General features: G+C 56.9%; 22 protein-coding genes and 1 tRNA gene. 19 read left to right on the forward strand and 4 right to left on the reverse strand.

All coding sequences use genetic code 11. The features are described 5' to 3' along the window. Positions 1-2169 (reverse strand): TonB-dependent receptor plug domain-containing protein, encoded by a 2169-nt coding sequence (locus tag KQ940_RS01595; protein WP_217411017.1) that lies wholly within the window; start codon positions 2167-2169, stop codon positions 1-3. Between the two features lie 225 nt (positions 2170-2394). On the opposite strand from KQ940_RS01595, the gene KQ940_RS01600 reads away from it, so the two are divergent. From KQ940_RS01600 to KQ940_RS01680, 17 genes are all read left to right on the forward strand, one after another. Next, positions 2395-2586 (forward strand): diguanylate cyclase domain-containing protein, encoded by a 192-nt coding sequence (locus tag KQ940_RS01600; RefSeq protein ID WP_217411020.1) that lies wholly within the window; start codon positions 2395-2397, stop codon positions 2584-2586. A gap of 147 nt (positions 2587-2733) precedes the next feature. Next, positions 2734-3054, forward strand: a complete 321-nt coding sequence (locus KQ940_RS01605; RefSeq protein WP_217411022.1) for a hypothetical protein — start codon at positions 2734-2736, stop codon at positions 3052-3054. Between the two features lie 591 nt (positions 3055-3645). After that, positions 3646-4656, forward strand: a complete 1011-nt coding sequence (dctP, locus tag KQ940_RS01610; protein WP_217411024.1) for a TRAP transporter substrate-binding protein DctP — start codon at positions 3646-3648, stop codon at positions 4654-4656. Beyond that, positions 4656-5189, forward strand: a complete 534-nt coding sequence (locus KQ940_RS01615) for a TRAP transporter small permease subunit (RefSeq protein ID WP_246589608.1) — start codon at positions 4656-4658, stop codon at positions 5187-5189. The genes dctP and KQ940_RS01615 overlap by 1 nt, the downstream gene beginning before the upstream one ends. Positions 5190-5257: 68 nt before the next feature. Further along, positions 5258-6583, forward strand: a complete 1326-nt coding sequence (locus KQ940_RS01620; protein WP_343222598.1) for a TRAP transporter large permease — start codon at positions 5258-5260, stop codon at positions 6581-6583. Between the two features lie 315 nt (positions 6584-6898). Then, on the forward strand, positions 6899-8176 hold the full coding sequence (locus tag KQ940_RS01625) for a tyrosine-type recombinase/integrase (protein ID WP_217411026.1): 1278 nt from the start codon (positions 6899-6901) through the stop codon (positions 8174-8176). Then, positions 8176-8625 (forward strand): hypothetical protein, encoded by a 450-nt coding sequence (locus KQ940_RS01630; RefSeq protein WP_217411028.1) that lies wholly within the window; start codon positions 8176-8178, stop codon positions 8623-8625. The genes KQ940_RS01625 and KQ940_RS01630 overlap by 1 nt, the downstream gene beginning before the upstream one ends. A gap of 75 nt (positions 8626-8700) precedes the next feature. Continuing rightward, on the forward strand, positions 8701-8901 hold the full coding sequence (locus KQ940_RS23155; RefSeq protein WP_217411031.1) for a helix-turn-helix transcriptional regulator: 201 nt from the start codon (positions 8701-8703) through the stop codon (positions 8899-8901). Then, positions 8898-9236 carry a helix-turn-helix domain-containing protein gene (locus tag KQ940_RS23160; RefSeq protein ID WP_217411034.1) on the forward strand — a complete coding sequence of 113 codons (339 nt, stop codon included), beginning with the start codon at positions 8898-8900 and terminating at the stop codon, positions 9234-9236. The genes KQ940_RS23155 and KQ940_RS23160 overlap by 4 nt, the downstream gene beginning before the upstream one ends. Positions 9237-10407: 1171 nt before the next feature. After that, the gene (locus tag KQ940_RS01645; protein WP_217411036.1) at positions 10408-10710 is read left to right on the forward strand and encodes a DUF5681 domain-containing protein; all 303 of its coding nucleotides are present in this window, start codon (positions 10408-10410) and stop codon (positions 10708-10710) included. Further along, complete coding sequence (locus KQ940_RS01650) at positions 10697-10987, forward strand: hypothetical protein (RefSeq protein ID WP_217411038.1); 291 nt, start codon at positions 10697-10699, stop codon at positions 10985-10987. Before KQ940_RS01645 ends, KQ940_RS01650 begins: the two co-directional genes overlap by 14 nt. Positions 10988-11244: 257 nt before the next feature. Then, positions 11245-11532 (forward strand): hypothetical protein, encoded by a 288-nt coding sequence (locus tag KQ940_RS01655; RefSeq protein ID WP_217411040.1) that lies wholly within the window; start codon positions 11245-11247, stop codon positions 11530-11532. Continuing rightward, positions 11525-11797: a hypothetical protein gene (locus tag KQ940_RS01660; RefSeq protein ID WP_217411042.1), complete on the forward strand. Its 273-nt coding sequence runs from the start codon at positions 11525-11527 to the stop codon at positions 11795-11797. The genes KQ940_RS01655 and KQ940_RS01660 overlap by 8 nt, the downstream gene beginning before the upstream one ends. A gap of 1 nt (position 11798) precedes the next feature. Beyond that, on the forward strand, positions 11799-11999 hold the full coding sequence (locus KQ940_RS01665) for a hypothetical protein (RefSeq protein WP_217411044.1): 201 nt from the start codon (positions 11799-11801) through the stop codon (positions 11997-11999). Between the two features lie 142 nt (positions 12000-12141). Then, entirely contained in the window at positions 12142-12294 is a 153-nt protein-coding gene (locus tag KQ940_RS01670; protein WP_217411046.1) for a hypothetical protein, read from the forward strand. A gap of 424 nt (positions 12295-12718) precedes the next feature. Beyond that, positions 12719-12922: a hypothetical protein gene (locus KQ940_RS01675; RefSeq protein WP_217411048.1), complete on the forward strand. Its 204-nt coding sequence runs from the start codon at positions 12719-12721 to the stop codon at positions 12920-12922. Then, positions 12919-13137, forward strand: coding sequence for a hypothetical protein (locus tag KQ940_RS01680; RefSeq protein ID WP_217411050.1), 219 nt, complete (start codon positions 12919-12921; stop codon positions 13135-13137). Before KQ940_RS01675 ends, KQ940_RS01680 begins: the two co-directional genes overlap by 4 nt. Before the next feature lie 79 nt (positions 13138-13216). Here KQ940_RS01680 and KQ940_RS01685 read toward each other — a convergent pair whose 3' ends face one another. From KQ940_RS01685 to KQ940_RS01695, 3 genes are all read right to left on the reverse strand, one after another. Next, the gene (locus tag KQ940_RS01685; protein ID WP_217411052.1) at positions 13217-13384 is read right to left on the reverse strand and encodes a hypothetical protein; all 168 of its coding nucleotides are present in this window, start codon (positions 13382-13384) and stop codon (positions 13217-13219) included. Positions 13385-13484: 100 nt separating this feature from the next. Continuing rightward, a tRNA-Leu gene (locus KQ940_RS01690) sits at positions 13485-13571 on the reverse strand. 182 nt (positions 13572-13753) lie between these two features. Continuing rightward, the gene (locus tag KQ940_RS01695) at positions 13754-15613 is read right to left on the reverse strand and encodes a sensor domain-containing diguanylate cyclase (protein WP_217411054.1); all 1860 of its coding nucleotides are present in this window, start codon (positions 15611-15613) and stop codon (positions 13754-13756) included. A 298-nt stretch (positions 15614-15911) separates the two neighbouring features. On the opposite strand from KQ940_RS01695, the gene KQ940_RS01700 reads away from it, so the two are divergent. Together KQ940_RS01700 and KQ940_RS01705 are read left to right on the forward strand one after the other, a co-directional pair. Further along, positions 15912-17984, forward strand: a complete 2073-nt coding sequence (locus KQ940_RS01700) for a di-heme-cytochrome C peroxidase (RefSeq protein WP_217411056.1) — start codon at positions 15912-15914, stop codon at positions 17982-17984. After that, positions 17981-19210, forward strand: a complete 1230-nt coding sequence (locus KQ940_RS01705) for a catalase family protein (protein ID WP_217411058.1) — start codon at positions 17981-17983, stop codon at positions 19208-19210. Before KQ940_RS01700 ends, KQ940_RS01705 begins: the two co-directional genes overlap by 4 nt. Positions 19211-19259: the final 49 nt, after the last annotated feature.

Below are 19259 nucleotides of genomic sequence, written 5' to 3' on the forward strand. Positions count from 1 at the left end.
TCAGTCGAAGCTCAGCTTCAGCTGCAGATAGGTGCGACGATCAAACGCGTTGTGCGCGTAAAACTCCTGGTAGCGTGCGCCGAAGGCATTCTGCACGATCAGCGCGGTTTCCAGCTCGCTGCCGGGATCGGGGTGCCACTGCTTGGCCAGGCGCAGGTCGGTGCGGTCATAGGCGTCGCGCTGACCGCCCTCTATCCAACGGACCTGATCCATATAGTAGTGGGTGGCACTCAACTGAAGGTCTTCACGGGGGGACCAGGACAGCAGCAGCGATGCGGTGTGCTTGGGGGTCAGCGTGCCCTCGTGGTTGAAGTAGTCCTTGCTGTTGACGCCGATCTCGCCGGTACGGAAATTTTCGTGTGCGGTATCGATATAGCTGTAGCTGAGCAGGCCCCAGAGCGTTGGCAGCGGCTGATACTTGAGCTGAATCTCGGCACCGTTGTTTTCCCAGACACCGACGTTGCGGGTGCTCAGTACCCGCTTGCCGCTGTCGGGCTCGGCCGGGTAGTTTTCGAAGTAGGTGAAAACCACATTGCTGATCTGTTCCCTGAATATCCTCAGGTCTACATAGCCCTGCTGATTGGTGAGGGCCTGGTAATAGCCCAGCTCCCAACTCTTGATTCTCTCCTCTTCCAGATCAGGGTTGGCGCTTCTGACATAGTCATAGAGTACCGGGCTGGTGACGTAGGGTGCGTAGGCCGGGAAGGTCACACTGGCGTCGCCATAGCGTTCAAGCAAGGATGGCAGACGTTCGCTGGATGAGTAGCCGAGGCGAAAGCTTTGGCCTATGTTGGGCTTGAAAATTACGGCGTTGCGGTAGGAGAAGGCGTCAGTACCTTCGCTGCTGTGTTCGAGCATCAGGCCCGAGGTCAGTTGCCAACGCGGGTTCAGGTTGAAACTGAGGGTACCGAAGCCGCGGGTCCGTTCCTCATCTGCCTTGCCACTCTGCAGCAGGATCTCGCTATCCGCCGACAGGTAGCGGTATCCGACCCCCGCGACCAGGTCTGTACGTCCTACTTTATCGGTGATCTGTAGCTCCAGATCCGTGGTTTCTGTTTTGCCCTCCTGCTCGATCATGTGGTAGCCGTTGCTATCGATCAATGCCTGGGTATAGGCGGGCACTTGGTCGGCGGGAATGGGAGCGGCGAAGAAGGGCAGCCAGATCGGGGATCCTGATGGCACGCCGAGTTCGGTCAGTATCTCCTCTACCGATGCTCTCGGTGTACTGAGTTCAAGCGCATTGTGATAGGCGCTTAGCTGAAGTGTACCGTGGTCGGAGTAGAGGTGGTTGAACTTAACACTCTGAAAGCGGCTGTCGTGGTCACGCTTGGCAACATGGGGCGAGTCGATATCCAGCGCGCCCGCGGTTTTATGCCCCCGGTCGACACCGAACTGGAACCAGAAACTGTTGGTAAGATCGGGCGTCCAGGTGGAGCTGATGTTCAGATAGTCACGGGACAGATCATCCTGCCATTTGCCGTCGCTGCCATCGGCCGCGAACCAGTCGCCGGCGTAAAACGTGCTGTAATGATCGTTGCCGTCGTTCTGTTCGTGGTTGGCACTGATCCGGTAACTGAATACGCCGTTGCTATCGGCATAACTCAGATGTCCGTTTTGTGTGTCCTGGCTGCCGAATAGCGTGCTCAGATTGACGCCGCTGCTGGTGGTCGGTTCCCGGGTGATGATGTTGATGGAGCCGAGAAAGGCGTTCGAGCCCTGGGTCGGCACGTTGGAACCACGCACTACCTCTATACGCTCGATATCATCCAGGTGAATGCCCAGGGATTCCCAAACCACAGTCGAGAGCAGAGGGATATAAACCGAACGGCCGTCGACCATCACCTCCAGGTTGTTCGGGAAGTCGTCGGAGGCACCATGATAGGTTGCGCCGTAGGTGTTGGCATTGACCAGGTAGGTCTGGAAACCGGGTACCAGACGCATCAGGTCGGGAATGGTCTGCAGGCCTGAGGCGTCGATCATCTGGCGATCGATCACCGTCAACGAGGCCGGTGCTTCCGATATTTTTTGCGGTAGACGCGTAGCGGAGGTGACTTCCGGGATATCGATGAAAAAGTCGGTTTCGCTCAGCAGCTCTTCGGTGGCGAAAGCGGAAAGTGCGGGAGTCAGCAGCAGGGGCAGGGCCAGTAAATGCAGATTGTTTCTGTTCATTGCTCGGTGTAAGCCGGTGATTGCTATTTGATCTTAAGTCCGATGTAGACGACGAACGCGCCCATCAGTATGGCTTCCAAAATGAAACCGTTATGTTGCCAGATCCATTCGAACATCCCTCTTCGCTGCCCATGCCGCCCAAATTCCAATGAAGGGTACAGTATAGCGAATTGGGCGTTCTTTCACGCCTTTATCGCCATTTGATCGACTTCCGGTAGTCGGGGCGTGGTTTACTCGCGTGCTGATGTCCTGCCTGGCCGCCGGCTGTGGCTTCTGTCACGTAGCGTGCGTAAGCCCGGTACGGTCTATCGTTACGGCGGGGAGGAGTTTGCCCTGGTATTGCCCGGTACCGATGAGTCCGATATCGGTGCGGTGGCTGAGCGTATACGCAGCCGGGCCGAGTCACCGGTTAGTTGAGCAGGCTGTGGGCCAGGCTGCGGATGGTCGGTTTTGATCTCTGGTGGCGGATCGATCAGGCTAATCTGTGCGTCAAATCAATTTGCCCTGTTAATATCGGCTGTTATATTTCGTCTCTAACCAATAACAATAATGGAATGAGGCACCATGCGTCTGGTAAAAGACCTCGTTGACAGCCGTATTGTTTTCTACTGGATTGACAGCGCGGACAAGCGGCTGAGTCCCGATCATGCCACCTTTAAACTCGCCCAGGAGTGGTGGAAAAGCTATATGTTTTCCCGATACGAGGGGGATGAACGGCGTAAGTCGATCATCGACCGTCGCAGTGATGCCGAGAAACGCAGGCGCATTGAAGAGGAGAGCAATCTTTCGCCGATCAGCCCCTACGGGCGAAGGCACACCGATATCCCGTTGGAGGTGGATGTCGACCTGGTCGCGGAGAAGCTCAAGCGGCTCAGAACGACCTGATCTGTTGATCCTGGAGCACCGCATACTCGTCTTCGGCTTTCCGTTCGATGAAGGAACTGGCTGGCACTACACAACGCCGATGCTCGAACGCTCCGCGGAACGCGACTTCGCGTGCGTTTGAACATGGAGTGCCGCGTTTCCGGCTCCTTGACCCAGTCTGGCGTCAATGACGTTATAGCCTCCGCACTTGATTGACCCCTTTCTGTGTATCGTTCGGAGGGTAGCCGAAGGGCTGAATGGTGCCCAAAAGTGATGCAGATGCAGCGGGCGGATCTGGGGCTGAGGCAGGCGAGGCGAAGGGGGGGGGTAAAACCTTTATTTCGTCTGTTGCTGGAGTTGGCATCCTGTCGGCGCGGCGGTTCAAAGCCGATGTCCGGAAAGCCTTTATCGATCGAAGCATTGAGCTGGATCAGGTAACCTAGCGATTTGAAAAAATTGCTTTTTCGCCTTATCGATCTACTTTTTTTAAAAGATCGTTGAATGTCGCAATCTGGCAGTATTGGGTCGCTATTCGGTGTGTGCATATACGAGCAGTCGATAAACAATGTGCGCACAGGCACGCGAAAATAACCAAAGATGGAATCACCAGAGATGAATAGACGTAATCTGATCAAATCGGCAGCCGCTGGACTGGTTGCCGCTCCACTGGCGTTGAGCGCTACTTCCGCCAAAGCTGCAACCAATCTGCGCATGCAGACCTACTGGGGAAAGGAAGCCAACGATATTTTTGACGCTTTTAGTGATGACGTGAAGGTTTCGTCAAACGAGGAGCTGCGTATCCGCCGCTTCACGGGCAGCTCGCTGGTGCCCGATGCGGAGATGTTTCAGGCCGTCGGCAAGGGCACCATCGACATGTGCCAGGGTTATGCCGGCTATTGGCCCGGCCAACTCGACATTGCGTCTATCGAAGCAGGCCTGCCGGGTGCCTGGACCAACTACGACGAAGCCATGTACATCATGGAAACCAAGGGCCTGATCGGTCTGATCCGCGAAGCCTATGCCGAGCACAATGTGCACTACCTTGGCCCGGTCATGGGCGGTCCGTTCGACCTGCTGACCAAACAGCCGGTGAAGAGCCTGGATGACCTCAAGCAGATGAAGATCCGCGCCACCCCCAGTGTCGCGAAGATTCTTGAGCAGTTCGGCATCCCGACCGTGTTCCTGCCGGGTTCCGAACTCTATGTCGGGCTGAGCACCGGCACCATCGACGGCGTTATCTATGCCGGTACCAACGAGTACCTGTCGATGAAGCTGTACGAAGCCGCCAAGTACTACACGTCGCTGAATATGGTCAGCCCGGGCTATACCGACCAGATCCTGGTCAACATGGACAAATGGAAGGCGATGACCGATCAGCAGCGCAAGAGCATCGAGCTGGCATTCGCCAAGCACGCCACCAAAATGCACACCTGGATGGTCAGTGGTTCCATCGACGCGTCCACCACCGGCTACTTCGAGATGAGCGCGCTGCCGCCGGAAGACTCCGCCCGTCTGCGCAAGGCTGCAGAGGTGATCTGGGCTGAGGAAGCGGCCAAGTCCGAGCGTAACAAGAAGGCGATCGAGATTCTCAAGGAAGCCGCCAAGGCGACCGGGAGAGCCTGATGACGGGGATATCTCGCCTGCTTGATGCAATCGACGGGATATCCGAGTTCATTGGCAAGGCCGTCTCCTGGATGTGCCTTGCCATGATCGGCGTCCTTCTGTATGAAATTTCAGCCCGCTATTTCTTCCTGAGCCCGACCTCCTGGGCGCATGAAAGTACCACCATGCTGTACGGCACCTTCTGTATCCTCGCCGGCGCTTATACTCACCGGCATCAGTCGCATGTTCGCAGCGAGGTCATTTACCACAAGTTGTTCCGGCGCGGCCGGGCAATCCTCGATCTGATCACCGGCTCCGTTGTGTTGGTCGTGTTCGCGGTTTTCTTCTACGCCGCCTGCGAGTTCGCTATTGAGTCCTGGCAGAACAATGAGATGTCGTCGAAGAGTACTTGGGGACCACCCGTCTATCCGTTCAAGACCATGCTACCGCTGGGGGTCGGCCTGCTTCTGTTACAGAGCATTGCGCACTGGATTCGGGATCTTCTAGTGGTCCTGCGACTGACACCCGAGGACAGCGTCGGCGATCAGGCCTGATGCCCATCGCGGGACCACAATATGGCGCCAGGCGCCAGATAACTACAAGGTAAGCAAAGGAACCCAAGGTGTCAGAACTTGATCCGCTACTCGTAACCATTGGCATGTTCGGTGCCATGTTCATCATGCTGATGCTGGGGGCGCCACTGGCCTTTTCCCTGCTCAGTGTCGGCCTGGTATTCGCCTACTCGCTGTGGGGCACCGGCGGCCTGGAACTGTTGACCATCAGCTCGTTCGATGCGATGGACAACTTCCTGCTTGTTGCCCTGCCCTTGTTTATCTTCATGGGTCTGATGCTGGAGCGCTCTGGCATTACAGATGACCTGTTCGAGATGATGAACAAACTGATGGGTCAGATCCCCGGTGGGCTTGGCATCGGTACCGTCATCATCTGCGCCTTGATCGCGGCGATGGCGGGGGTGTCAGGTGCAGCCACGGTAAGCCTCGGCGTCATTGCCCTGCCGGCAATGCTCAAGCGCGGTTACGACAAGAAACTGGTGACCGGGACGATAATGGCCGGGGGGGCGTTGGGCTTCCTGATTCCGCCCAGTGTGCTGATGATCCTCTACGCCTTTCTGGCCCGCGAATCGGTCGGTAAACTGTTCGCGGCCGGCCTGATGCCGGGCCTGATGCTGGCCGGTATCTACATCGTCTACATCCTGGTTCGTAGTCGCCTCAACCCGTCGTTGGCGCCGCCTATTCCGGTGGAGCACCGCCTCAGTGGAATCGAAAAGATCAAGGCCCTCAAGGCCCTGATTCTGCCGGGCGCCCTGATCACCACGGTGCTGTACTGCATTATTGCCGGCGTAACCGCGCCATCCGAGGCCTCAGCCATCGGAGCCTTCGGTGCCATTGTCTGTGCAGCCATTTACCGGACCCTGTCCTGGAAAATGCTCAAGGACGTGCTGCTCGGAACTACCCGGCTGATGGGTATGCTGATCTGGATCACCATCGCGGCGATCTTCTTCAGTAAGGTCTATATCGGTCTCGATGCCGGATTCCTGCTGCAGGATATTGTCGAAGACGCGGAACTGGCGCCGATGATGGTCATCATCATGATGCTGGTATGCTATTTCGTGCTCGGCATGTTCCTCGACGACTTCGCCATCGTGTTCATCACCGTGCCGCTGTTCGTACCGATCGTCGAATCGCTGGGCTTCGACACCATCTGGTTTGCCGTGCTGTTCATCGTCAGCATGCAATCGGCTTACCTGACGCCGCCTTTCGGGTACAACCTGTTCTATATGAGATCGGTAGCACCGCCCGATATCACCATCTATGACCTGTACAAGGCGGCGGTGCCATTCATTGTGTTGCAGATCATAGGCTTGGGCTTGCTTCTGGCTTTCCCGCAAATCGCGCTCTGGCTGCCGGAGCAGCTGTACGGACCCTGATCCGTCAACAAACCTTCAGCGGGGCCACGGCGGCCCCGTTTTACCTTCCGTGCGTGACGTGGTGGCGAGACGGCATGGTACCGAGCGTCGACTATCGGATCGGCAAGGGGTTGGTATGCGTGGAGTTTGAGGGGGCGCTGCCCAAAGGCTCGGGAAGAGTGGTGCCGGTGGTCTGTCTCTAACTGGGGTCTCATTCTGTATCATGGAGTAGCCTGTAAGCCGCGTAGTTATTGGTATTGTCTAATATCCTTGTCTCAATCTGTATCGTCGCCTATTATCCAATTACATGTTTTATGTTGGGTAGGAGGTAGGGCGATGCCAAAAGTTGCCAGGCCATTAACCGACGCTGCAGTAAGGAAGTTGCGGCACAAGGGGCCGAAAACACCGGGCACCTATTCCGTGGGCGGAGTCGCGGGCCTTCAGTTGGTTTGCAAGCCGCCAGCAGACGGCAGCGACATCGGCCCCCGGTCGTGGGTGTTACGCGTCAAAGTGGGTGATAGACGCCGCGATATTGGCTTAGGTCCTTATCCCGAGGTCTCGCTATCTGAGGCCCGTGAACGAGCCAAGCAGGACAAGGAACTAATCCGGCAAGGTGTCGACCCACTGGAGCATCGAAAGGCGCTCAGAAGCGCTCTAGCTGCCAATCAGGCCAAGGCCGTGACCTTTGCCGAAGTGGCCCGCGAATACATCGACAAGAAGGCTGCCGAATTTAAAACGCTGAAGCAGGTGCAGAAACTCACCGGACAGCTGGAGACCTACGCCTATCCATTCCTTGACAACTTGGTAATAAGCGACATCGAGCGGGCGCACATTGTCAAAATGCTTGAGCCCATTTGGATATCCCGGCACGAAACCGCCAGCCGGGTGCGTCTTAGCGTTGAGCGTGTGCTTGACTTGGCCGGGGTCAAGGGGCTGCGATCTGGTGACAACCCGGCGCGATGGAAAGGCAACCTTGAATTGAGCTTCCCGGCAGCCAAGAAGGTGGCGAAGGTCAAACACTACAACTCGCTTCCGGTGGACCAGATGACGGCCTTCTGGAAGGATCTTGCAGATCTTCAGACTGTGGGGGCCAGCGTGCTGAAGTTCACGATTCTGACCGCCTGCCGCCCCGGTGAGGCCCGTGATGTCCGGTGGACTGAAATTGACCTTGAGTCCAAGATCTGGACGATACCAGCCGAAAGAATGAAGGGCGGCAAGGCTCACAAAATCCCACTGACAGCATCGGCTGTGAAACTGGTGGAAGCACAACCCCGGCTGAGTGAGTACGTCTTTGCTGGCCCTCGGAAGGGTAGGCCCATTACCGATGTGGCTGTGTCCAAGGTGCCCAAGCTGCTGGGGCACGATGTGACCGCGCACGGCTTCCGATCCACATTTCGGACATGGGCGCAGGAGTACACCAGTTACGCCGAAGAGATCTGCGAGCTGGCCCTAGCACACGTCAACAGTGACGCCACGAGGGCAGCTTATGCGCGGGGTGAGCTGGTGGACAAGCGGCGTTTGTTGATGAGCGATTGGGAGCATTTCATTCTGAACGGCCATCTGAATCATGAAGTGGATGGCGGCAAGATAGTTGCCATTGGGGGGCGCAGCTGATGGCTTTACCAAAATTATGGTCTAACCCTTGGCTTAATATCGTATCAAGATATGATAAAGGCCTTCCTGTGTATAAGCAGATGGTTGTGGACGCATTAGAGAGTGACTATCCGGTGTCTTATGACGCGAAGCCATTGCTGGCAGCCATAATTTCCGGGGATTATGGTTTCGAGAAACCCCCGAAGAATCTGGAATTCTTATCACCCGCTGGGTGCCGGAGGTTAATAGAAGGGCTGGAGTATCTGGTGCACGTTATAAACGATTGTGATGCTGATATATCTGCAGAAGATGAAGATGCGGTGAAATTGATCGAGTCTCTGAGACAGGAATCGAGATCTGGACGGGGCAGTCCGACGGCACTAGCACTGGCAAAGGAATCTATCGCGAAGTCGTACGGTATAACTGCTCGGACTCTGGAAATCATAATCAAAGAATTTAGCGAAAAATAAACAAACTATTCTTCGTTGGCCGAGTGATTGTTATGTGAATAATGGGTTGTGTCATCGTTAATCAGGGCACAGCAAATGAGACAATCCATCCATATTCAAGAGCCCATCGAGTGGGCTACCGATATCCAACTCGCCGCCATTTATTCTATTTCCCGTCCGACCGTCTGGCGTTGGACACATGAGGGCAGGATTCCAAAACCTCATAAACTCGGCCCCAACTGCACGCGCTGGAAATTATCTGAGGTGCGGGCGATGTTGGAGGGGGGCCAGATATGAGTCAGCCCCAAAAGACAAACCCGCGAGCGGTGGGGGCCGCAGGCGGGCTATCAGAGACTTCCAATCGACCCCATCATAGCACCATAGCCACGCCACGACAGCACCGGCTGCTTCAAGCGCTCCAGAATGGGCCGCTGCACCGTGAAGACGCGGACCGGGTAGCCGGTGCCAGCAACGCCCCCGCCGTCGTGGCCCAGCTCAGGGCGCGCGGTTGGGACATCCCTTGTGAATGGGTCGGGCACATCGACCGCGACGGAAAGTCCGGGCGTCACGGCGTCTATCACCTGTCAGACCGCGACCGCCTAAAACTTCGCGAAATGCTGGCGGAGCGGTGAGCCTATGGCGGCTACATACACGCGGCAAAAGAAGCCGGGCAAGGGAAAGCCAAGCCTGGCTATTGCGTACAAAGGTTTTTTCGGACTGCCCGACTGTGTGCTGAACCACCCCGATTTTGTCGCCACGTCAGGCACTGCGATAAAACTGCTGGTGGACATCGGAGCCCAATTTAATGGGCGGAATAATGGCGATCTTCAGTGTACTCGGAGCATCATGTCTAGTCGGGGCTGGACCTCAAACAGCTGTCGCGAGCGGGCATTAGCTGAGCTTATCGAGCGCGGTCTGCTGGTTCAGACTAAAGTCGGTGGCCGAGGGATAGGCCCGCATTTGTACGCGATAACTTGGCAGCCGATTCACGAGTGTGGCGGCAAGCTGGATCTAAGCCCGACCGGGAAGGATCCGTACAGGCGATTTAGCGAGTAATTTCGATTTTGCCAACCCCTTATAAAGGGTTTATTTAACCCTTATATAGGGTCTATTAGTAAAATCATTACCCCTTATACAGGGCTTATAAAACCCTTATATAGGGTCTATAAAGGTTTTTTTTCAAGATTCATTAACCCTTCTGGCGGGCACCTGTATATATATACCAGGGGTATGGACATTGGATGCAGTGGATACCAGTAAGGGACAGTGGATGTACAGGCTGTAGATGGGTCCACATGCAGGAGTCGAAGGCTCGGCCATATCGGTGGTTTCGTCGTATTGCTGGATACATCCCAACAACCAGACCAACATACGGGATGTCTATATCTGAGTAACGAGATACAGATCCGGATTTATCTCGATTTATCGTGACTTGGTGTATCATCGAATATGCCCGATAGGCGGGCCGGGGCTGGATCCGGATTCGGGCAGGTCTGATACAGCCTCGATATATACCCCTCGCACACCGCACCGATATATAAATCGATCCTGTGATTCCAAAACGGCATTAAACCGACAACAGATTGTCGCGTATACTGGTTATGTCAGACGTCGACAGGGACGTATCAGGGGCCGGTGACCTTTTCGCATCGGCCCTTTTTCTATCGCCATATCGATATAAACCCTCGAACTGGACCAGTTTAAACAGGCTAAACCCTTAACGCAGGTCAGTTGTATTTATGTACAGTAGTAGTATATTGAGCATATATTCACCTGTTTACTGTAAAACAGTGGCGGATCAGTATGTCGACAGTAAAACATTCAGGACAGTTTCAGAAAGGCGTTTCGGGTAATCCGAAAGGTCGGCCCCGTCGCGGAAAATCGCTGGCTGAGACTCTCCGGGCTAGAATGCCGATTGGGAAACTCGCCGATGAGTTGATCCGAATCGCGCTGGATGGTGAGAGCGACCAGATAAAACTAGCGGCGATGAAAACTTTATTCGAATTCTCCTATGGCAAACCCGTTGATTTTGAGTTGCAGAGTCGCCTGGCTGATATTGAAAATCAGATTGGCGAGTTGGAGGCGAAACATGATGCGGCAGCGTAACAGCAGGGCCGGATATGAGCCCCTGAGGGAGATCGAGGCCCGCCTTGATAGGTTGGGTGCCGGTGAACGGAAGCTCAGCAACGCGGCTGTTAAGGCGCTGTGTGACCAATGCATCCGACAGATCTTCGCACGGCAGGCTCTGGGCGACGCCCGTCATGAAGGCATTCATCGACTGGCCGAGCATGAAATCATTCCGGGTTACAGGCTGTGCGAGACATGCAGCGACGTACTCGGATGCATTCACGCCGACGATATACGGGTACCGACCGATGCCTAGACAGAGTCCACTAATCACCGGGCTGTGTGATTATCTCCACGATCCCGCATTCTCCGAATATCGATTTGTCCGTGTAGCCGGTAAACCGCTCGACTGCATCTACTTCACGAAAAAGGGCGACCGTATTTTCGAGTTTTTGAATGACGACGCCGCCAAATGGATTGGCACCCGAATTGGAGTTGCGCCGCATATACTGCGCGAGGCTTTATCACATATGAAACTGTCTGTACTAAAAAACCTTTGATTGGAGATATACCATGCAATTGCCCGAATCGATCCAACAGAAAATCGTTGCTGATGCCGCCGCCGCTGTAGCCGGTATCAACAACGTTCCCGAAAAACGGCAGGCGTTCCATAAAGCCGTTGCCGATGGGATTGAAGAAATCCGTTTTATGAAAAACTACGACGGCACCCGCGAGCAGTTTTATTCCGACGTGATGGCCGTTAATAAAATCTTGGTTGAGGCGACCGACGATATTGACTCAGCGACTGAGCACGCGCTGAGTAAGAATCCGAATGTGGTTTACGGTGATTCCGATGGCTAAAAAACTGATCCTCAAATATTTTGAGCTGACCGAAATTTCCGGCGTCGATAAACCTGCTCAGCCGACCTGTCGCGTTGCAATCATGAAACGGGCCTCAGCGCCCGCTGGTGACCCGGAAGCCGTCATGAAGGGCTTGGCAGCGCTTCAGACCGAAATCGACCGTGTGAGCGCTCAGCGGGCCGCATATGAATCGAGTTTGAGCAAGGCCGGTACCAGTAGCTCGATGGCCGCGTTCGACCGACTGCTGGCCGATATGCGGGGCTGAGATGGGCCAGGTTATCCGGACAGTGAGCAGAGACCTTAATCCTGAACGCGATCTGTCCGAGCTGATCTATCTGTTTCAGACGCTCGGATACAGCCGCGCCCGTGCGTATCAACGAGTCTGCCAAATCGCCCCCGAGTTAATCCGGCTGGTCAGCCAGATTGAAGCGAACCAGGAGAGTGAAATTGTCGCGAATCAGCGTTGACGAGATGAGCAGGTTGATGAGCAACCTTGCATCATGGCAATCGAACGGCGGCTTCGTGTTCTTCAGGCCACGAGGTGCATCGAATAGATACGTCGTGTACGCCGCACGTCGCGGAACGACTGAGTGGAGGCCGGTTGTCGATATGATCGACGATCTGGTGCCCGTGGTGGGCTATAGCGGGCCGGAAGTGCTTAAAGCGCTGTCGATGATGGCGATTCCCGCAAGGGCCGTGAACGGGCTTGTGGTAGTCAACGATGAATACAACGAGCTCATCAAGCTGGCTCAGCAGGTTTGAGCTTGAACGCCAGTCTGCCCACGCATCTGTATTGCGCACGAATCACCGCCACGGATCTAATCCGACAGGGCAAGACCCATCTGCAGGCGGTTCGCATCTGCCGTGACCGGTACGACCTAAACGACACCGACACTCAGCGATTGGCTCAGTCTGTTAAGCGCATACAACGGGGGCGGAAGTGATGGGCAAACTGTCAGGCACACGCGGCCCCGATCCGAAGCCAAAGCCGCCCAGGCGCAAGCCAGATCCCGCTGCAATGGCGGAAATCATCCTTGAACTGTCCGAGCCAAACGACGATTACCGATGGTCCAGGATCCAGCTCAGCCGATCCGAGGGTGTAGACCTTTGGCGCTTCAGGGGTCATAGGGCGTGGGAACCTGTTGGAACCAACCTCACGGGCGCGCTGACATCGCGTGCACAGCTCTTGATCCCCGAGCGAGTGGGCCAGTCGACCCAGAGAACGGGGCTGGAAGTCGACGGACTCGCATTCGAGCCTCGGCATATCCGCAATGCTGTCCGGCTGATTACCGACGAACTGGCCGAACGTGGCGATCTGCCCGAGGTGCGGGTGTACGAATCGCACAGCGAGACCGGCGATGATTGCCGCTTTGCCGTGAGGATGCCATGACCAGGCCGCACGACTGCCGCGACAAGTGGCAACGAGAGCGCAACGCACGTGCTGAAGCGAAGCTCAGGGCGCGGCCGAAGAAGGCCGACGATTCGACCGTATGCCAGCAATGCCAGATGGCCCTACTCGCCTGCAAGCCCGAACACCGCCTTTGTACCGGCTGTAGCATCGCTCTGGGCGGCGTTTCGACTGTGGCCGACCTGTTGGGCACCTGAGAACGAAAACGCCTCAGCGGCTCTATACGGCGGTAGATAGAGAAATTCAATCAGCACGATTCTTGCTTAAAACCGAGATTCAAACGCTATTCACCGCAAGCGCTTCAAAACTTCCATTCTTAATCAGCAACATCCGCATCCATGCAATAAACGGCGCACCTGAAATCTTGTGATAGATTTTTGCTATCAATGAGCAGGCCACCGGCGCGGCAATGTCCACTGAGGGGGCGTGAATTGGGCTGAGCATCCAACCGTTGTGCACACGGCTTGAACTGCTTTCTGTATGTTGGGTAGATCGTAGGGTGAAACTTGAAATAGCACTTAAGTTATTGATTCTTAAGTATACGTGGTGCCGGTGGTCGGACTCGAACCGACACGCCCGTTAAGGCGGGGGATTTTGAATCCCCTGTGTATACCAATTTCACCACACCGGCACAGTGTTGTTGACGTTCTGATAACAGGTCAACGGTGAAGCAGGCCGCCATTATAAGCGGTTGTTTCTCGGGGTCAATCGGGAAGTCAAAAAAGCAGATAATCGGTTTAGTTTCTTGTCATCGAAGCTGATCTGGCTCGAGTGGGCGCGCCGGGTGTGTCACTCTTTCCGGGTTGCGCTCTCTCATGGTGTTGTAGGTTTCTCAGACCCCGAGATAACGGATGATTCTTGTGTGCCGGTGGCACACTCCACACGGTTGCGCCCGAACTGCTTGGCGCAGTAGAGTGCCGCGTCGGCCATCGCCAGCAGTTGCTCCAGTGGATCTTCCCGCTCCATATGTGCCACGCCGATGCTGGTGGTGATATGCAGGGTATGGAGATCGGTCACTATTCTGATTTCACTGACCGCCTGCCGCAATCGCTCCGCGGTTCTGATCGCCTGTTCACGCGAGCCGGTCATCGCTAGCGCGAACTCCTCGCCGCCCAGACGGCCGAGAACGTCGATCTCGCGGATGTGCTCTCGGATCGTCTGGGAAAATTCGACCAGGGCCAGGTCGCCCACACCGTGGCCGTAGGTGTCGTTCACCCGCTTGAAGTGATCGATATCGAACATGACGATATTGAACGGATCGCCGTTCAACCGGCAGCGCTGCATCATTCCTTCGGCCTGCAGCAGGAAGCTGCGGCGGTTGTCGGTGCCGGTCAGGGCGTCGGTGCGGGCTTCTCGCTCGGCCACCGTTTTCGCCCGTTCAAGGTCTTTCGTGCGCTCGAACACCAAGGCTTCCAGCTCGGCTTTGTTGCGCTCCAACTGTTTGGTATAACGGCGCTCGGCCACCTCTTTCTTGTGCCTCAGGCGTGTCAGGCGCACGCCCATGGCAACCAGAATAACGCCCATCTCGGTATAGGACGCCACGACCGGCCAGTAGTAGGTGACAAAATCGTGGGTCTGCAACCCCAGGTCGCGTAGCGCCTGCATGAACAGGCCGAACATCAGGAAGGTCCAGGCCACGGTGAACACGGCTGCATCCCGGGCCCCTTGGTACCAACGTATTGCGCCGGCAACGGCCATCACCGGGGTCAGCAGCAGCGCAATGGTAACCGACAGCACCGCCGCGGCGGTAAGCTTGAACAGTGCCGCAACGACCAGGAACAGCGCATTGAACAGCATGAAGCGCAGCACGTAGTCGAAGCGTGGAGTATAGGTTCGTGTCTGCAGGTAGACCCGGGCGAACCAGAGCCCCGTCGCCAGGGTGATCGCGCCGATAATGGAGATGTAACTCCAGTGAAAATTGTCCGTTATCAGAAACTGGTGGGTGAACCCCATCACCGTGGGCCAGACCGCGAGCTTGCTCAGGCCGTAAAAGCAGTAGGCGGCAAAGAAGGTCTCGCGCATCGAAATCCAGCCCACCGCGGAGATCAATGCCATCAACAGCACGCCGCCGGACAGGAATGCCATCAGCCAGGTCTCCTGCGCCTGGGCATACTGTAGATGCTCCGGCGCCCAGATACGCAGGTCGGGAAACACGTAGCCCTGATGATCGGAGCCGAAGCGGAAGAAAAACTCGGCGGTGCCGCCCTCCGGAATCTCGACCGGTACGACAAGACGATGGTGGGGTACCGGTCGCTCCGAAAACGGGCGCTCAAGGGCGAGGTCGGCAATACGGGCAAAATCGCCCCTTTCGTCGTTGCGCTGGTAGGCACTCAGATAGATCAGTTGATGATCGACATACTCGAGGTGCAGCGAGACGGGATGGCCGGTGGGGTTTGCCAGTCTGAAATGGCTCCAGAAGGCGCCCGGCTGCAGACCGGTCGACCCCTTGCTGCGTAAAGGCGCAAACTGCCCCCCGGCCAACGCCTGCCGAGCAGTCTCCAAGCCGGCCCGCCCCTCCGGGTCGTGCCATATTTCAAAGTGCCCATCCATACGCACGCCATCTTCCAACCCGCTGACCGTCAGCGCTTCAAGCGCCTGCACCGGCAGTGGCAGAAGACACAGCAGCCAGACCAGCAGCTGCTTCAAGCCACAAAACGTATGAACCCTTCTCATACCATCCCAATACGACGTTGTTGGGGAAAGACTGGATCCTGGCCCAAGACAGGCGAACTCCAGACCGGCAATCGGCACTTTATCCGATTTACATCGCATCTCCCAGACCGAAGGTGGAGTAATACCCCATTTCGGCCCAAATGCTTACTCGGCACCCTACCGGCGAGGACCGATCAATCGATCCAGAACGACGCGATACGACTGCGCCGACGGGAGATCCCGTCATTGTTGTCAGCTATCGTCATTCTCTATTTAATAGACCATCGATAAAAAATAATGACACAAGGATCGGGCCGCCATGTTTACGTTTACGCGCATCGCCAAGCGCCTGTTTCACTACCTTGTTCTCCCCTTCAAGGCGCTGTGGCGCTGGCTCAGGCAGGTCGCGGCGGCACTGGGTCGGCTCTGGCTTAGCCTCGGACCACGCTGGTTCAGGGGGCTGCTCATACTGGTGCTTTTGATCGCCGCCGGACTGCACCTGGGCAAGCAGCTGGTCAAACCCAATCTAACGCAGGAAACGGTCTATACCGTGCGCTACCTGGATCAGGGCTGGTCCGAGCAGGATCGGGAGCGCTACTACTACACGCCCCAGGGCACCGAACTGCTCGGCATGGACTACGATTGGCTGGTCAATCTGGAACTGCCGATGTCCAACGAACGTCTGGCCACCGACAGCAACATGCGCGGTTGGGGATTTATCGTCACCCCTGGCCAACAACCCTCCATTGCCAACCCGGGTAATCTTCCGGTCGGCCTCGGTCGTCACGTCGATCCTAAAAACGGCCTGGAGCATCTGGATATCGGTTGCGCCGCCTGCCATACCGGCGAACTTCACTACCGTGGCACCGCCCTGCGCATCGATGGCGGTCAGGCGGTGCAGAGCATCCCGACGGCGAAGCGGGGAGAGTTCATCACCACGCTGGGGGTCGCGATGCTGGAAACGGCGATCAACCCGCTCAAGTGGGATCGTTTCGCCGACCGCGTCGTCGGGCATGACGAGCAGAAGCGGGAACAGCTGCGCAAGGATGTCTGGGCCTTCCTGGGCAAGATGAAGGATTTCACCTCCGGCCCGGGCGCCTCAAAGTACTACCCCACCGAAGAGGGACGAGGACGGACCGATGCGGTCGGCCGTATCGCCAACGTTGTGTTCGGTTATGACCTGGACGAGCCGGATAACTATCAGGTCGCCGATGCACCGGTCAGCTATCCGTTCCTGTGGGATATCTGGCGCTTCGACTGGGTGCAGTACACCGGCTTCACCAACCAGCCGATCGCCCGCAACGTCGGCGAGAGCCTGGGCGTGCTGGCGCCGATCAAGCTGGTCGACAAGCAGGGCCATCTGCTCAAGGGTGAGGATTTCGGCGAAACCGTCGTCAACATCAAGGGCATGCACTGCGTCGAATCGGTACTGCGCAAGCTGAAGCCGCCGAAATGGCCGGAGGATGTGCTCGGCAAGATCGATATCGCCGGTGCCACGCGCGGCAAGAATCTGTTTCAGGACAAATGTGTCGCCTGTCATGGTCCCCATATCTCCAAGCCCTATAGCTGGCAGGTGGCCACCGGACCGAACGACAACCCGGACAAGCAGGCCAGCGTCAACTGGCAGTGGGAGATGGCGGGCGACATCACCTACCGCGACGGCAAGGCGTATCGCGACGACTGGCGCAAAACCATCTGGTCCATGCCCTGGATCGCCACCGAGGTGATCGGCACCGACCCGACCACTGCCGATAACTTTATGGATCACACCTATAACGCTACCAAGCTGGTGCCGGGAGCAAAGCCAGTCAATGCAGGCGACGGGCTTGAGGTGCTGCTCGATAAGCTGGTGCCGATCCTGTACAAGAACTGGGATATCACCGGGGAGGATGTGCCGGATTATGACGGCCTGAATATACCCTTCCGTATCGCCAACAAACGCGCCTACAAGGCACGGCCGCTGCACGGTGTCTGGGCGACGCCGCCGTTCCTGCACAACGGTTCGGTACCGACGATCCACGCTCTGCTGTCGCCGCTGGAGGCGCGCCCGCGTACCTTCGCCGTGGGCAATCGCGAATACGATCCGATTCGGCTCGGCTATACCACCGACGCCGACCCCGGCAGCTTTATTCACGATACAACCAAGACAGGCAACGCCAACACCGGCCATCTGTTTACCGATGCCGATATGCCGGGGCGCATCGGCAAGCTGCTGACCGAGCGGGAGCGGATGGATCTGATCGAATATATCAAGGTGATGGGCAACCCGGACTTCTCCGAGGCCCTGGGTGGTGACCCGCTGAACTGGGACCAATACACCAGCCCGCCTTCCGAGGGCGAGGTGGAACAGAGCTGTCAGGTCTCCGTACTGGCACGGGAGGTGGAGCAATGATCGATATTCGCCCCCATGCCGTGTCTTCTCTGACCCTCTGCGCCACCCTGTTGCTGAGCGGCGCCGCCCTGGCTGCCGACACGGCCGCACCGTCCAAACGGGAGATGGCGGCGATCCAGTCCTCCATCGATGCGGCGCGGGAGATCTCCAGACGTGCCGAGGAGCAAAACGGCTTGCCCTACCGCCGTGATGCCCACGCCAAGGCCACCGGTTGCACCCGCGCCATCTTCAGCGTTAACGGCGATATTCCCGAGCAGTTCCAGCATGGTGTCTTCACCGAGCCGGGCAAGGAGTACCAGGCCTGGGTCCGCTTCTCCAACGGCGACATGCTGGTGCAACCCGACGGCAAGGGCGATGCCCGGGGCATGGCGATCAAGCTGATGAATGTCGACGGCACGCCCATCGCGCCGGAGCTGCACGACGGCAGCACCCAGGACTTCATCATGACCAACTACCCGGTGTTTTTTAACCGGGATATCTACGACTACGCCGACGACATCCAGTACCTGGCCAAATTTCAGCGCACCAAGTGGTTTATCAGCCTGTTTCCGCCGCGGCTGCACCCGCGCCGCCTGTTTATTGCCGCACAGACCGTCAGCTCGAAAATCGGCTCGCCGCTGGAGCCGCAGTACTACTCGATGCTGCCCTACCGGCTGGGCGATAGCGTGGTGAAGTTCTCCGCTCGTGCCTGCTCCGGTATGACCTTTGACAAGCCCAAGGATACCAGCGACCCCGATTACCTGACCCACCAGATGGCAGACACCTTGGGCAAGGGGGGCGCCTGCTTCGACTTTATGGTGCAGCCGAAGGTCGCCGGCGCCTACATGCCGATCGACGACGCCACGGTGGAGTGGGATAAAATCGACTCGCCGTTTATCCCCATTGCACGGGTCAGGCTGCCGCCGCAGACCATTACCGCCGAAGCGCAGCAGAGCTTCTGCGAAAATCTGTCGATGAACCCCTGGCATGCAGTGGAAGGCTGGCAGCCACTTAGCAGTCTGAACCGTGCTCGGCGGGTGGTCTATCAGGCGGTCTCGGAGTACCGCCACGACAAGAACATGGCACCGATCACTGAACCGGATAACTGGTGCGTAGAGGGCGCTGGAGAAGCGTGCAGCGATCATCAGGGGCTGATCGTGACCGAGCCCAAGTGGCCACTGCCGCGTTGTTTCGACAGCCAATATCAGCCGGTTTCGGGTGACGTGGTCGATACGCAGTGTTGGTGAGAACGGGGTTGCGGCAGGACAATGTTACTTCCGATCATCGTTAACACCG

Origin of the sequence: Marinobacterium ramblicola, from assembly GCF_019084545.1 — a bacterium.
GTDB classification, from domain to species: Bacteria; Pseudomonadota; Gammaproteobacteria; order Pseudomonadales; family Balneatricaceae; genus Marinobacterium_D; species Marinobacterium_D ramblicola.